Below are 13,403 nucleotides of genomic sequence, written 5' to 3'. Positions count from 1 at the left end.
GTCGTGTTATCAGATCCCCAAACAATGCCCAAGTGTTCGCCCATCGATGTTGGTATAACCTTATCTTCAAGTTAACTGCTGAAACACCCAGCGTCGAGGAAAGCGGCCCATTTCCGGCTGCACGCACATCATCCAATACGTCAAGCGAACCGTATCAGACCAGCAGTTCTTAGCCCGGGAACGTCCTCGAATTCCGACAGGAGTCACGACGATGAAAACCTGCCTCATATTATTAGCCAGCGTGCTTCTGTCCGGCTGCGTTCGTCACCTCAATGCCCCTGACACGACGGTGCCTGCCCGGACCACAGAGTGGCGCGTTGAAAAAAACATCGTCTACACGCCCCCAGACTGGCCGCAGACCTTACATGCCGACATCTATCTACCAGAAGGGCCGGGGCCCCATCCAGCGGTACTGTCCGTCCATGGCGGTGGCTGGGAGCGCCGCTCCCGGGACGACATGGCGGGGATCTCCGAGACACTGGCCAGTCACGGTTTAGCCGTCATGAACATCGGCTACCGCTTCGCCCCGGAATACCGCTTCCCGGCCCAACTGCACGATCTGCAGCAGGCAATGCACTGGCTCAACGACAACGCCCAGCGGCTGGATATCGACACCAATCGCATGGCCGGCTTTGGCTATTCTTCCGGCGCCCACCTAGTTAGCCTGTTGGGACTAGTGGCCAACCAGGGTGGGGAGCTCGACACGCCCCACGGCGGCCCCGAAACCACGCTGGATGCGGTGGTTGCTGGCGGCACACCCAGCGACCTGCGCAAGTTCGACTCCGGCAAACTGGTGATACAACTCCTTGGCGGAACCAAACAGGCCATGCCGGAACGTTATGCGGCGGCGTCACCGGTCACCCACATCACTCCGCAAGCGCCGCCGTTCTTCCTCTTCCATGGAAGTTGGGACGATCTGGTGCCGCTCGACCATACCACGGATTTCCAATCTGCGCTGGCGGCCGACGGTGTTCCTACCGAGATGATGGTTCTAAGCTGGCGCGGCCATATCCTAACCTTTCTCACCAGCCATCAAGTGGTCGACGACGCCATCCAATTTCTTTACCGGCAACTGGACATGACGGACGAAGAGCCGGTGCCCAGGGCGACTTAATCCGCTTATCTGAACAGACTTGCCAGAACGGACTTACCAGGACAAACCAGAACAGACCTACCAGGACAAAAAAGGACCCAATGCCAAACCCAGGATCAGCGCGACCGCCAGCAGTACCGCGAGGACGGTGACCGGTCGCCGCGCCAGCCGCTGGCGGAAAGACAGCACGTCGCCTGCAGCCCGGCGACGCTCGTAGTCTGCCCGCTGGGCATGAGCGCGCTCCCTCTGGTATGACGCCAAGAGACCGCGCGCGCGCTCGGCCTCGTCGGCTTCATGGACCCAGAAACCACCCATGCTGATGCCCCACCGGCTGGGCGGGGTTTCGTAATAGTTGATGCGATGGGTTTCGAGCAGCGCCCGAACCTCGTCCGCCTCGTCGTCGGGGACATGGCGCAGGTTCATCAGGAAGTGCGGCATAGGGGCGACTCGATTGAGAGAATGGATCAGGCATTGTAACGTGCTGCAACGCCAACTGGGACCGTACCCCATGCACGGGTTATGATGCTGCACGTTTTTTGGAGGGCCCATGCCCCAGCTAGAACAAACCGCCATCGCCGCGACCCGCACCTGGCTCGAACGCGCCGTGATCGGGCTTAACCTGTGCCCCTTCGCACGGGCCCCTTATCTGCGCTCGCAAGTGCACTTTGCCGCATCCGCCGCCGTGAGCGAAGAGGACCTGCTCACCGATCTGGTTGTGGAAATCGAGGCCTTGCTCGATAAATCCCCGGAACAACGGGATACCACCTTGCTGATCCTGACCGACGGCCTGGCCGACTTCGCCTCCTTCAACGCCTTCGTCGCGGCGGCGGACGCCCTGCTTGACGCACTCGGCCTGGAAGGCGTGCTGCAAATAGCCAGCTTCCACCCCGACTATCAATTCGCTGACACTGCGCCGGACGCCATCGAAAACTATACCAATCGTTCCCCCTACCCCATACTGCATCTATTGCGGGAAGACAGCGTGAGCCGGGCCGTGGATGCGATGCAAGACCCGGACGAAATCTATCAGGCCAACATCGAACGCCTCCGGGCGCTGGGCCATAGCGGTTGGGACAGACTATGGCCGCGCCGCTAAACCCCGCGTTACACTTTCCCGGGTTACATTTTTACCGTTGTCCACGCATTTGACGCTACGCGGGCCCTTTTCGACCACACGCGTGCGCCAGAAGCCCTTCAGTCCGAGGATGTCGACCGGATGAGCAAAAGCCCCGTCACGCTGCTACTGGCCTTCGATGACCAGGTCCGGCGCGACCAGAACCAATCCGCCCTTTTTTTGCACCGGCGCGACCGCCGCTACGCCCTCGACTGCCACGCTCAGCAGCAAAAACCATCCTTGGCGGGCTGGTTGAATCACATTACCCCTCATCGCCCCGAAACTTTGCAGCCGGATGCGCGCATCAAGCGCTGGCAGCGGCTGTCGCGCCTGCTGCTGCCAGTCGGCGCGCTACTGGGCGTGGTGACAATGTTGGGGCTCCTCTTTTACGACGGCAGCCAGCAAATCAACGTCACCGTCATTATCGGTTTTGTCGCCCTGCAGGGTCTGCTGGCGTTGCTGACCACCTTGCAAGCCTTATTCGGCTGGCGGCCCTGGGGCCGGTTGCTCACGCCCGGCCGCGGGACGGACCGTCCCACTACCGCACTGGACGGCTTGCAGCCGCAGCTTGCCGCCTGCACCGCTCACCAGACCGCGCTTGTGTTCACCCTGGCGGGGCTGCTGACGTTACTGGCCATGATCGTCGTGCAAGACCTGGCTTTCGGCTGGAGCACGACTTTACGCACCTCCGCGGAAAGCTATGGCGCGCTTATCCACGGACTGGCGACGCCGTGGCAGGCCCTCTGGCCGGCGGCCGTACCGTCGATGGCGTTGATCGAACAGACCCAGTTTTTCCGTCTCGGCGATCCGAGAATTGCCGAGCCGGCCCGCTACGGCGACTGGTGGCCGTTCGTCTGCATGCTGTGGCTGACTTATGCGGTCCTGCCGCGGCTATTGCTGACACTGTTTGCGCGTTTGCACCTGCGCACGCAGGCCCGGCGGCAGTTGCTCCGGCACCCTGGGCGCCAATCGCTGCTGTATCGTTTCGATGCGCCCACGGTGGAAACCGCCAGCAGCCCAAGTACCGATCCGGCCATGCCGCATCAGCCGGAGAACCAGTTCCACAGCCTGCCTGCCAGCCGCGACCTGATCCGCTGGGGCGGCGTCGCCCACGATACCGACGAGCCACTCACGCTCATGGAGAGGGACAATAGCCGCCTATTCGATGCCGGAGGCACCGCTTCGCTGGCCCATGACCAAGCCGTACTGAACGAACTGGCAGAACGGGAAGGGCCGGTGATCCTGCTGGCCCGCGCCTGGGAACCGCCCACCGGGGAACTGGCGGACTTTATTCAGGAAGCCCGCCGAAGCAGATCACGGGACAGGCTGCTGGCGCTGGTGCCGATTGGCGGCGAGCAGCCCCTGACACCCGCCTCGCCGCGCCAGCTGGCCCAATGGCAGCGGTTTGTCGAGCGCCAGAAAGATGCCAACCTGTGGATCTGCCAACTACCAACACCTGACCGGGAGGCCCGCCAGCATGGTTAGTTCCTCCCCGGCCGTACCGACGTTCGCGATCGTCGGACACCCCAACCGAGGCAAATCCAGCGTTGTCGCCACCCTGTCCCAGAACGACAGCATTGCGATTGCCATGGAGCCGGGCACCACGCGTACCAGCGATACCTATCCGCTCAAGGTGGACGGCGAAGTCCTCTATAATTTGGTGGATACGCCGGGTTTCCAGCGGCCGCGCAAAGTGCTTGCCTGGCTTGAGGCCCACAGCGCCTCAGCGTCGGACCGGCCGGATACGGTGCGGGCGTTCTATCTGCAGCACCGCGACGATCCCCAGTTTCACGACGAGTGCGAACTGCTGCGGCCGATTATCGAGGGGCAGGCGGGGATTATTTACGTGGTGGACGGCTCGGTGCCCTACAGTCCCGGCAACGAGGCGGAAATGACTATTCTCCAGTGGACCGGCCGGCCCAGCCTGGCACTGATCAACGCCATCGGCAGCGACGACCACGGCACCGCCTGGGAGAAGGCCCTGGGGCAATACTTCCGCATCGTCCGCCGTTTCAATGCCGTGACGGCCCCGTTTTCCCAGCATCTGGGTCTGCTGCGGGGCTTTGGCCAACTTGAACCGCGCTGGGAAGGTTTGCTCAACACCGCCACCACCCATCTTGAGCGCCAACGCCAACAGCAGCATCAGGCTGCGGCGGAACTGATCATGCACGCCATGAACGAGATGATGCAGCTCCAGGTTAGCGGCACCATGAGTGACGACGATAACCGCAACGCGGCCCGTCAACGCTTGCAACAGCGCTGGCTCGATGCCCAGCGCAAACGCGAAAGCCAGTTGCGCCAAGCCATCGAGGCGCTCTACCAGCATCATCGCATCCAGCGTCATGAACAAGATTTGGAATGGCAGGACGGCGACCTGTTCAGCCAACGCAGCCGCGCCGCCTGGGGCGTCAGCCGCACCTATCTGGCGACGGCCGGCTTTGGTGCCGGTGCGCTGGGAGGCGTGGGTATCGATGCGCTGACCTTCGGCACATCTCTTGGCGCCGGCGCACTTGTGGGTGGGGTTCTGGGGGCAGCCGGCAGCTATTTCTATGCCGACCGGCTGGGCAAATGGTCGTTCGGTCCGTTACTCGGCGGCCTACAATCCATGCGTTACGGGCCCGTAGCCGACCTGCAGTTTGCCTATGTCATCTTAGGGCGGGCCCTGAATCACTGGTATCACATCAGCCACCGCAACCATGCCGGACGCGATCCCATGCGCCTGGAGCAGGCGGAAAGCCACTGGCTGGAACAACTCTCCAAAGACAAGCGGAGAGAGCTGCAGAGCCTGCTGCAGCGCTTGAGCAAAGGTATTACCGATGGCCGGCGACACGTCCACTGGGTACAGATGATCAGCGCCGCGATGGATGCTTTCGAGCAGTGGCGGCAGTCCGAAAGCATGCCTGAAGCTGCATATTAATCATGATTGCAGTTGAATTGCCGGAAACGGGCGTGTTTATACTTATTAATTCACTGAACGAAAAATGGGGACGACGATGAAAATAGTTGATGTCAACAAAATCATTGGTACTGACCAAGACGTTCACGGTCCCGGCTGGAACAGCCGCCGGATGTTGCTGAAGAGAGACGGCATGGGCTTTTCCATGCACGAGACCATCATTCCGGCCGGCGCCGAACTTCATTTGTGGTACAAGAACCACCTCGAAGGGGTTTACTGCGTCGCCGGTAACGGCAGCATTGAGGACCTGGCCACCGGTGAGGTTCACGAGATCTACGACGGCGTCCTCTATGCCCTCGACAACCATGATCGCCATATCCTCCGCGGCGGTACCGAGGACATGCGATTGATCTGCTGCTTCAACCCGCCGGTATCCGGGCGCGAAACCCACGACGAGGACGGGTCCTACAACCTGTCTGACGAGGACTGATCCCGCCCTGCCAATCCCGGGCCTCCGAATGCCGGAGGCTCGCGGTTTTTCCCCGCACGCCCGCTCTCAATCTGGACGCTTAATCTCTGAACAGCCACCGGTCAGAAAGGCCAAAGCGCAATCCATTGCGTGTAGTTGAGAATTATTTGCGTTAGTTAACGGCACTCAATATCATTTACCGCTAAGCGCCACCGGTCGCCCTGACTCTCGATGGCCGCAGTTCAAATGTCCCGTCCGCACGATTGAGGTTATATTCAATGCCCTTGCACTCCCTCCCTGTCCGTCGGCTGACACGCGCCGTACGGAATACGTTGCCATTGGCCCTGTTTGGCATTGCCCCCTTGACACTGGCCCAAGACGACACCACCACCCTGAACGCACTCGTGGTAACCGACACCGCGCTGAAAGTCGAAGCGCCGCTGGTGGAAACGCCACGCCCGGCCTCCGTCGTTGAACGTGAGGAGTTGGAAGAGCGGAACGTTCAGTCGCTGGATGAAACCTTCAGGTATCGGGCGGGCGTGCTTTCCGGTCACTACGGCGGCGACAACGATACGGATTGGTTCAAGGTTCGAGGTTACGACCAGTCGACTTACCAGGATGGATTACGGATCTACCGGGAAGGTTTCTACCAATGGTTGCCTGAAATGTACGGCATTGAAAGAGTCGAGTTGCTGAAGGGACCGGCATCGATTCTCTACGGTGAGGCGCCTCCCGGCGGCGTGATCAACGCTATCAGCAAACGCCCGACAGAAACCGCACAGGGTGAGTTGAACATTCAAGCGGGTACCGATGAACATCGGCAACTTGCCTTCGATACATCAGGCCCTGTAGAAGGTCGTGACGATGTTCGTTATCGTATTGTTGGCCTGCATAGTTATGGCGAAGGCGATATCGAAAAAACCGAGAACGAACGCTATTTCATCGCGCCCAGCGTTGAATGGGATATTTCCGAAGACACGCAACTCACACTTCTGACCAGCTTCCAAAAGGATGATGCCGTTCCTTACAATGGCTTTAAACTGCCTTATGGAACGGCTAACAACACACCTTACGGCAAGGTGGATCCATCAACCAACTACAGCCAGCCCGACTACGACACCAACGAGCGTGAGCAGGCGTCTATCGGCTATGAACTGTCGCATCGCTTCAGCGATACCTGGACATTCGAGCAAAACCTGCGATACAGCCATCTAGATCTACTCTTGCGGAGCAGCTACATCCTTTTCAAAGACGCAGACCCTGCGGTCAGGACCGGCACTCAGGGCTTAACCTATCGCGAGGGTGAAATCGAGTCATGGACCATCGATAATCGACTGATCGGTAAGTGGTTCACCGAGAACCTCGAGAATACGTTGTTGCTCGGGATCGACTATCAAGACCTGGAAAACAAGGGCGACGAAGCCAACTTATACAGCTTCGGCACCATCGACCTGTTTGATCCGCAATACGGCAACTTCACACCGGTCACGGAAAGCGACATCATCAATCGCGAGATAACCAAGCAACAGACTGGCCTGTATATTCAGGATCAGCTTCGAATCAATGATCGCTGGGTGCTTCTAGGCGGTGTCCGCTACGATAAAGCAGAGACGGACAACGTCAATCGCACCGCTGGCACAACCGAACGCGCTGATGATGATGAAATTTCCCTATCTGGCGGCGTGATGTATCTGGCTCCAAACGGACTTTCACCCTATCTGAGTTACGCCGAATCCTTCCAGCCTCTCGCTGGCACTGAAAGCGACGGAAGCCTCTACGATCCCCGCGAAGGAAAGCAGTTGGAGGCTGGCGTAAAGTTTGCCCCGGATTACCTCGACGGTTACGTGACCGCTGCGGTATATCGCATCGAGGAAGACAATACGCTGGTGACCACCGGCGGTATCCAATCCCAAGCAGGAAAGCGCGATACGGACGGGTTCGAAGTTGAGGGCGTTGCCTACGTGACCGATAACCTGCAATTAACCGGAGCGTACACGTACAGCGACTCGGTAACCGAAAATACGGCCACAGACGCAGGCGAGGTGCAGGCTCCGTTAATTCCCCGCCATATGGCCTCTGCCTGGGTCGACTATGCGTTTAACGATACAGTACCGGGCCTACTGATAGGTGGCGGCGCCCGATATGTCGGGGAAACCAAAGACGAAGCCTATAACGTGGAAGTGCCGTCCTATACCGTCCTCGACCTGATGGCCCGATATGATTTCGCCAGTCGTTGGCGAGCTCAAATCAACGTCCACAATCTAGCTGATCGCGAGTACGTAGCCAGTTGCGACTACTGGTGCTACTACGGCGAAGCTCGTAGCGTCGTGGGCAGCGTCAGCTACCGCTGGTAAAATCTGGCCTGAACCTTCCAACACAGGAGGTTCCCCCAATGGGGTTGTTAAGGCAGACTGGATACCCTTTTTATCCAGTCTAACCCTTGGTAACCCCGTTTTTCATGGCCCAGAACACCTCCCAATTTACCCTCCGCGAAGCCCTTCCGGTACTCGTCCTGCTCTGGCTGGCCGGGCTCTATCTACGGATTCCCGTGCTGGTGGCGCCGCCGCTGGCGCCGTTTATTGCCGATGAGCTGGCCCTATCACAGGCTTTAACCGGCGCCCTGACCACCGTTCCAGTGCTGATGCTGGCTATCGGCGCTATGCCTGGTTCGCTGGCAATTTCCCGGCTGGGCGCCCGTACCGCGCTGGCCTTGGCTCTGATCGTCGTTGCCGTTGGCTCGAGTCTGCGCGGCCTGGCGCCTGACGCCTTTACGCTGCTGGCCGCCAGCGCCGTTATGGGTCTTGGCATCGCCATCATGCAGCCTGCATTACCGGCCCTGTTAACGGTCTGGCTCAAACCGGCCCATCTGGCTCTGGGCTCCTCGGTGTACATGAACGGGATGCTGATGGGCGAGTTTATCGGGGCCGGGGTGACCCTGCCGGTGTTGATGCCGCTGACCGATGACAGCTGGCGCCTGACCCTGCTGGCCTGGTCGCTGCCCGGATTGCTGGTGGCAGGCCTGCTTTTCTTGCCTAAAAGCCGGCGTAAGATCACGTCTGAACGCCCAGCCTGGGTGCCGGACTGGCGCAATCCATTGACCTGGAAACTGGGTTTGCTGCTGGGTGCCTCCAGCGCCCTGTTCTTCGGCACCAACGCCTATATGGCCAATGTCCTGGAGCAGCGCGGTGCGCTCGAAACCCTGGACCGGGCCCTGTTCTGGTTCAACCTGGCCCAGGTCGCCGCCTCGCTGATCATGCTCAAGACGTCCCGCTACTGGGTGGGGCGGCGCTCGTTGATCGTGATCATGCTGGCACTCGCCGCCGTCACGCTTGGTCTATTTCTGGCCACCACCGGGTTGCTGAGTATTGTTTTCGCCTTCCTGATGAGTCTGACGGCGGCCTGGCTGTTGATACTGCTGGTCGCCTTGCCGCCACTGGTCAGCCGTAGCGAAGACACCGGACGGCTGGCGGCCGGGAACTTCACCATCGGCTACACCCTGGCGTTCGCCGTGCCCATGCTCGGCGGGCTGATTGCCGATAGCACGGGTAATCCCAATCACGCGCTGATCACCCTGATCGTCTACGCTGTGCTGGTATTGCCGCTGGCTTTTACGTTGGATCTTCGAACGCGGTCCTCCTAGCCTTACCCAGGCAAAAGCGACCCGCTGAACGTGCCTGCGGATCAATGCTCGGTGTGCTTGCCGTCTTCTACAATCGGGCGATGCAAGCGCACCTTGTCCTGGGCCTTCTTGCGCATGCGCAGGTTGAGGATCTCCACAGCGAAGGAGAAGGCCATGGCGAAGTAGATGTAGCCTTTCGGAATGTGCTGGTCGAAGCCTTCGCCCAGCAAGGCCACGCCCACCAGGATCAGGAAACTCAATGCCAGCATCTTGATGGTGGGATGGTCGTCCACGAACTCGCCAATGGGCTTGGCTGCCAGCATCATCACAGCAACCGCAATGACCACGGCGATGACCATCACAGCCACATGATCCGCCATACCCACCGCTGTGATCACCGAGTCGAGACTGAACACGATATCGATAACCGCGATCTGGGCCAGAATTGCGCCGAAGCTCGCCATCGCCTTGGCGCCTACGTGTTCTTCCTCGCCCTCTAGGCTGTTGTGGATCTCATGCACGCTCTTGCCCAACAGGAACAGGCCACCGACGATCAGGATCAGGTCACGGCCGGAAATTTCCTGCGCCAGCACGGTGAACAGCGGACTGGTCAGGGTCATCACCCAGGCCAGGGAAAGCAGCAACAGGATACGGGATACCATCGCCAGGCCCAGGCCAATCACCCGGGCCCGGTTGCGCTGGTGCTCGGGCAGGCGCCCGACCAGGATGGAGATGAAAATGATGTTGTCGATGCCCAGCACGATTTCCAGCAGCGCCAGCGTCGCCAGTGCAATCCAGGCCTGGGGGTCGTGAATCCAGGTAAACCATTCAATCATGGTGTCCATCCTCGTTGGGGATATTCCGTTTGTGTGATCAAAAGCTTACCGAATCCGTCCGTCGTCCCTGCAGCCAGAGCGCCCAATTGTCCTGCATGACGCGCATGCCGCCAACATAATGTTGATCCACCAGGTAAGCGGCCAGCGTGCGGTCGCCGCGCTTGTACTGGTGAACCAGCCGGGTGAGGAAGCTGCGCCCGGTCGGTGTCGACAGCAGGAAGTAGACAAACTCGCCGGTCTGGGCCTGCAAGGAATAGCCCCGGTCGATGTAATGGTTACGCCAGTCCCGGCTCTGCATCGAGAGAAAATCCGCCACCTTCGGCAGCAACTGTCTCTCCCGCAGGTATTCAACCACCTCGGTGTTATCCGGGTGCACCCGGATCGTCAGATGATCGCCCTGGCGCTCCAGCATCTCCATCTGCTCCGCCAACCCCTCGTTGAGCCAGGCGGGCATATAGCGCGTCAGCGAGGCAAGAACCGCATGGCCGGTCTCGTGGCTAATGGTGCGGAACGTGGCGTCCCGATCCTCGTCGCGGATGTAGACCACGATCTGGTGAGTGGCGCCGAGAAAAATCCCGTAGGAGGGCGGCACCGCCCCTTCAATATATTGACGCAGGTAGCTGCGGTAGCTGGCCGCGTCCGGCAGGATCAGGATGTTGACCGGCACCGTACGGAACAGGTCGAAATAGAGGATATCGTCGAAGAACCGATAGACATGATTCACGTCCGCCTCGATGCGCTCGCGCTCGGCCTCGGTCAGCACCACGCCGTCAGCGGTCACGATATCAATCTGGTAGCGCTGCCAGTCGGAACCGCCGCTACGGATACGGACCTCTTCCTGCTGCCGGCCCTGGACCTTGCGATCACCGAAGTGCACCACACCGTTCTCGTCGGTGTAGCGGTAAATCTCTGCATGCAGCATGAACGGCAGCAGCAAAAGCACGAAAAACGAACATCTCGCCATGGACTTGCGGTCTATCCCTGCAAAAACACTGGGGAGGCAGAATGATGCGCCAGCCAGAAGGCAAAGAGTTTAATCGGTGTGCGGGCAGGCGGCCAGCAGGACCGGACGATCCTGCTGGCCATTTTTGCGGCGCTTAGATGTAGTAGTCCTGCAGCGGAGGGAAGCCGTTAAAGCACACCGCGCTGTAGGTGGTCGTGTAAGCACCGGTGGTCAGCCAGTAGAGGCGGTCGCCCATGGCCAGGTTCAACGGCAGGCCGTACTTGTAGTGCTCGTACATGATATCGGCGCTGTCGCAGGTCGGGCCGGCGATCACCACGTCCTCGCACTCACCGGTTTTTTCGGTGTAGATCGGGAACTTGATGGACTCGTCCAGGGTCTCGATCAGGCCCGAGAACTTGCCCACGTCGGTGAACACCCAGCGGTGCAGGCCAGTGCGTGACTTGCGGGAAATCAGTACCACCTCACTGACCAAGATGCCGGCGTTGGCGATCAGCGAACGGCCCGGCTCGATAATGATCTCCGGGAATTCGTCGCCGAAGTCTTCGCGAATAAAGCGCTCGATTTCTTCCGCGTAGGTGCCCAGCTCGTTGGTGCGGGTCATGTAGTTGGCCGGGAAGCCGCCGCCCATGTTGATCATCTTCAGTTCGATGCCGTCTTCTTCGCGCAGGCGGTCGAAGATCACCTTGACGTTGCCCAGCGCCGCGTCCCAGGCGCCGATTTCGCGCTGCTGTGAACCGACGTGGAACGACACGCCGTAGGGCACCAGCCCAAGGTCACGGGCCAGGATCAGCAGATCCATCGCCATGTCGGTATGGCAACCGAACTTGCGGGATAGCGGCCAGTCAGCGGTCTGAGTGCCTTCGGTCAGGATGCGCACGTAGATCTTCGAGCCCGGGGCTGCCTTGGCGATATTGCGCAGGTCGGCTTCGGAGTCGGTAGCGAACAGGCGCACACCGCGCTCGTAGAAGTAGCGGATGTCCTTGGCTTTCTTGATGGTGTTACCGTAGCTGATGCGATCGGCAGACACATCCAGCGCCATGACCTTGTCCAGCTCGTAGATCGACGCGATATCGAAGTTGGAGCCCTTGTCCCGCAGCAACGTCAGCACTTCCGGGGCCGGATTGGCCTTCACGGCGTAGTAGACCTTGGCGTAAGGGAAGTTATCCACCAGCTCGTTGTAGTGACGGCCAATGGTCGCTGTATCCACGACCAGGAACGGGGTTTCCTTGGTATCAGCAAGCGCCTTAATGCGACTGAATGTCGCCGCGTCATAGTAGTCGGTAACTTGAATGGACTGGTGTTCGTTCATGGACGTCTGAATGTCCTCCACTGAGAGAGACGCCTTAAAGGGGCACAGAAACAATCCTGTACCGATGTGCGCGCGAATGTAGAGGCAATTGGAAAAGCGGGAAATGAGCATATTCACCCATAAGCACACACACTGCGCCTGGCATGAACTTTTCCAGCAACCCCCCACCCAGCGCCTCGGCTTGGAGCCGTTTTTTTGACAATGACTTCACCCACCCTGAAAGATTTGATACAGACGTTACCCCAACTGGGCCGTTTGGTCTGGATCGGCCTTCGGCCAGCACGGGGCGAACCCATGGTTCGAGTAGACTCGGCGATAGCGGAAATTGGCCTTGGCCTGGAGGGCGATCGCTTCAAAGGCCGGCCGGAGAGCAAACGCCAGGTCACTCTGATCCAGGCCGAACATCTGCCCGCGATGGCGTCTCTGCTGCACCTGCCGGATGTTCCGCCGGAACTGCTACGCCGCAACCTGATGGTCAGCGGTCTTAACCTGCTGGCGCTGAAAAACCGGCAATTCAGGATCGGCAACGTGGTATTGGAGATGACCGGGCTCTGCCATCCCTGTTCCAAGATGGAAGCCATTTTTGGCCCGGGTGGGTATAACGCTATCCGCGGTCACGGCGGCATTACGGCGAAGGTGGTCGCCGGTGGAACGATTCGGGAGGGCGATACAGTGTCGGTTATAGCGTCCTGACCGGATCCGAAAACGGCAAGGACACCGCTCTATCTCTGCCAGCAAAGGGCGCTCGCACCAAGGAGATGCAGAGCGACGGACTGAGCACGATCAATTCCTGCAGAACACCATAAAAGCGCCCCCGATCGCTGCCGCAGCGCCACCAATCAGATACCACATGGTTTCATCGGAGAAACGTCCGGTCAGGGTCTCCGAAAGTTGCTCACCCACGCTCTGCGTCGACTGCCAGCCGAAGTACAACAGAAGCACACCGATCACGAGGACGACCAATCCGATTATTCTTGTTGTGGTCAAGCAAAAACCTCCTTTGACGGCGTTTAACATTTGACTCAAAAACTACACGTCGCTCCCACAAATTGGAAGGGAAAGGCGACATATTGACCCGGGAAGAAAAATAGTCCGCTGCAAGA

13 protein-coding genes are annotated in these 13,403 nt (G+C 59.5%); 8 read left to right on the top strand and 5 right to left on the bottom strand.

From position 1 onward, the window contains the following. The first annotated feature begins 211 nt into the window (after positions 1 to 211). On the top strand, positions 212 to 1,114 hold the full coding sequence (locus FXO11_RS00715) for an alpha/beta hydrolase (RefSeq protein ID WP_148861102.1): 903 nt from the start codon (positions 212 to 214) through the stop codon (positions 1,112 to 1,114). Between the two features lie 57 nt (positions 1,115 to 1,171). On the opposite strand, the gene FXO11_RS00710 is transcribed toward FXO11_RS00715, so the two are convergent. Continuing rightward, the gene (locus FXO11_RS00710) at positions 1,172 to 1,531 is read right to left on the bottom strand and encodes a DUF6164 family protein (protein ID WP_148864739.1); all 360 of its coding nucleotides are present in this window, start codon (positions 1,529 to 1,531) and stop codon (positions 1,172 to 1,174) included. Between the two features lie 109 nt (positions 1,532 to 1,640). Here FXO11_RS00710 and FXO11_RS00705 point away from each other — a divergent pair, with 109 nt between their 5' ends. The 6 genes from FXO11_RS00705 (at position 1,641) to FXO11_RS00680 (ending at position 9,212) form a co-directional block, all read left to right on the top strand. Further along, entirely contained in the window at positions 1,641 to 2,189 is a 549-nt protein-coding gene (locus FXO11_RS00705) for a DUF1415 domain-containing protein (protein ID WP_148861101.1), read from the top strand. Between the two features lie 120 nt (positions 2,190 to 2,309). Next, positions 2,310 to 3,692 (top strand): DUF2868 domain-containing protein, encoded by a 1,383-nt coding sequence (locus FXO11_RS00700; protein ID WP_148861100.1) that lies wholly within the window; start codon positions 2,310 to 2,312, stop codon positions 3,690 to 3,692. Beyond that, the gene (locus FXO11_RS00695; RefSeq protein WP_148861099.1) at positions 3,685 to 5,124 is read left to right on the top strand and encodes a GTPase/DUF3482 domain-containing protein; all 1,440 of its coding nucleotides are present in this window, start codon (positions 3,685 to 3,687) and stop codon (positions 5,122 to 5,124) included. The genes FXO11_RS00700 and FXO11_RS00695 overlap by 8 nt, the downstream gene beginning before the upstream one ends. 76 nt (positions 5,125 to 5,200) lie before the next feature. Next, a complete protein-coding gene (locus tag FXO11_RS00690; RefSeq protein WP_148861098.1) occupies positions 5,201 to 5,593 on the top strand; it encodes an ectoine synthase in 393 nt (130 codons plus the stop codon). Between the two features lie 257 nt (positions 5,594 to 5,850). Continuing rightward, positions 5,851 to 7,926, top strand: coding sequence for a TonB-dependent siderophore receptor (locus tag FXO11_RS00685; protein ID WP_148861097.1), 2,076 nt, complete (start codon positions 5,851 to 5,853; stop codon positions 7,924 to 7,926). A gap of 104 nt (positions 7,927 to 8,030) precedes the next feature. After that, a complete protein-coding gene (locus FXO11_RS00680) occupies positions 8,031 to 9,212 on the top strand; it encodes an MFS transporter (protein WP_148861096.1) in 1,182 nt (393 codons plus the stop codon). A gap of 41 nt (positions 9,213 to 9,253) precedes the next feature. Here the strand turns inward: FXO11_RS00680 and FXO11_RS00675 are convergent, their stop codons facing one another. From FXO11_RS00675 to FXO11_RS00665, 3 genes are all read right to left on the bottom strand, one after another. Further along, on the bottom strand, positions 9,254 to 10,027 hold the full coding sequence (locus tag FXO11_RS00675) for a TerC family protein (protein ID WP_148861095.1): 774 nt from the start codon (positions 10,025 to 10,027) through the stop codon (positions 9,254 to 9,256). Between the two features lie 37 nt (positions 10,028 to 10,064). Beyond that, on the bottom strand, positions 10,065 to 10,991 hold the full coding sequence (locus tag FXO11_RS00670) for a DUF4124 domain-containing protein (protein WP_148861094.1): 927 nt from the start codon (positions 10,989 to 10,991) through the stop codon (positions 10,065 to 10,067). 133 nt (positions 10,992 to 11,124) lie between these two features. Then, the gene (locus tag FXO11_RS00665) at positions 11,125 to 12,300 is read right to left on the bottom strand and encodes a type III PLP-dependent enzyme (RefSeq protein WP_148861093.1); all 1,176 of its coding nucleotides are present in this window, start codon (positions 12,298 to 12,300) and stop codon (positions 11,125 to 11,127) included. 201 nt (positions 12,301 to 12,501) lie between these two features. Between FXO11_RS00665 and FXO11_RS00660 the strand changes: the two genes are divergently transcribed. Next, the gene (locus tag FXO11_RS00660; RefSeq protein ID WP_202980264.1) at positions 12,502 to 12,993 is read left to right on the top strand and encodes an MOSC domain-containing protein; all 492 of its coding nucleotides are present in this window, start codon (positions 12,502 to 12,504) and stop codon (positions 12,991 to 12,993) included. A gap of 90 nt (positions 12,994 to 13,083) precedes the next feature. Here FXO11_RS00660 and FXO11_RS00655 read toward each other — a convergent pair whose 3' ends face one another. Continuing rightward, positions 13,084 to 13,287, bottom strand: coding sequence for a DUF3185 family protein (locus FXO11_RS00655; protein ID WP_148861091.1), 204 nt, complete (start codon positions 13,285 to 13,287; stop codon positions 13,084 to 13,086). Positions 13,288 to 13,403: the final 116 nt, after the last annotated feature.

This window comes from Marinobacter fonticola, assembly GCF_008122265.1.
Lineage (GTDB): Bacteria > Pseudomonadota > Gammaproteobacteria > Pseudomonadales > Oleiphilaceae > Marinobacter_A > Marinobacter_A fonticola.
This window is presented reverse-complemented; position numbering and strand designations above follow the sequence as displayed.

Bases quoted from the DNA above. Each gene is read 5' to 3' on its own strand.
- FXO11_RS00715 (WP_148861102.1), top strand. From the start codon at position 212: ATGAAAACCTGCCTCATATTATTAGCCAGCGTGCTTCTGTCCGGCTGC.
- FXO11_RS00710 (WP_148864739.1), bottom strand. From the start codon at position 1,531: ATGCCGCACTTCCTGATGAACCTGCGCCATGTCCCCGACGACGAGGCG.
- FXO11_RS00705 (WP_148861101.1), top strand. From the start codon at position 1,641: ATGCCCCAGCTAGAACAAACCGCCATCGCCGCGACCCGCACCTGGCTC.
- FXO11_RS00700 (WP_148861100.1), top strand. From the start codon at position 2,310: ATGAGCAAAAGCCCCGTCACGCTGCTACTGGCCTTCGATGACCAGGTC.
- FXO11_RS00695 (WP_148861099.1), top strand. From the start codon at position 3,685: ATGGTTAGTTCCTCCCCGGCCGTACCGACGTTCGCGATCGTCGGACAC.
- FXO11_RS00690 (WP_148861098.1), top strand. From the start codon at position 5,201: ATGAAAATAGTTGATGTCAACAAAATCATTGGTACTGACCAAGACGTT.
- FXO11_RS00685 (WP_148861097.1), top strand. From the start codon at position 5,851: ATGCCCTTGCACTCCCTCCCTGTCCGTCGGCTGACACGCGCCGTACGG.
- FXO11_RS00680 (WP_148861096.1), top strand. From the start codon at position 8,031: ATGGCCCAGAACACCTCCCAATTTACCCTCCGCGAAGCCCTTCCGGTA.
- FXO11_RS00675 (WP_148861095.1), bottom strand. From the start codon at position 10,027: ATGATTGAATGGTTTACCTGGATTCACGACCCCCAGGCCTGGATTGCA.
- FXO11_RS00670 (WP_148861094.1), bottom strand. From the start codon at position 10,991: ATGGCGAGATGTTCGTTTTTCGTGCTTTTGCTGCTGCCGTTCATGCTG.
- FXO11_RS00665 (WP_148861093.1), bottom strand. From the start codon at position 12,300: ATGAACGAACACCAGTCCATTCAAGTTACCGACTACTATGACGCGGCG.
- FXO11_RS00660 (WP_202980264.1), top strand. From the start codon at position 12,502: ATGACTTCACCCACCCTGAAAGATTTGATACAGACGTTACCCCAACTG.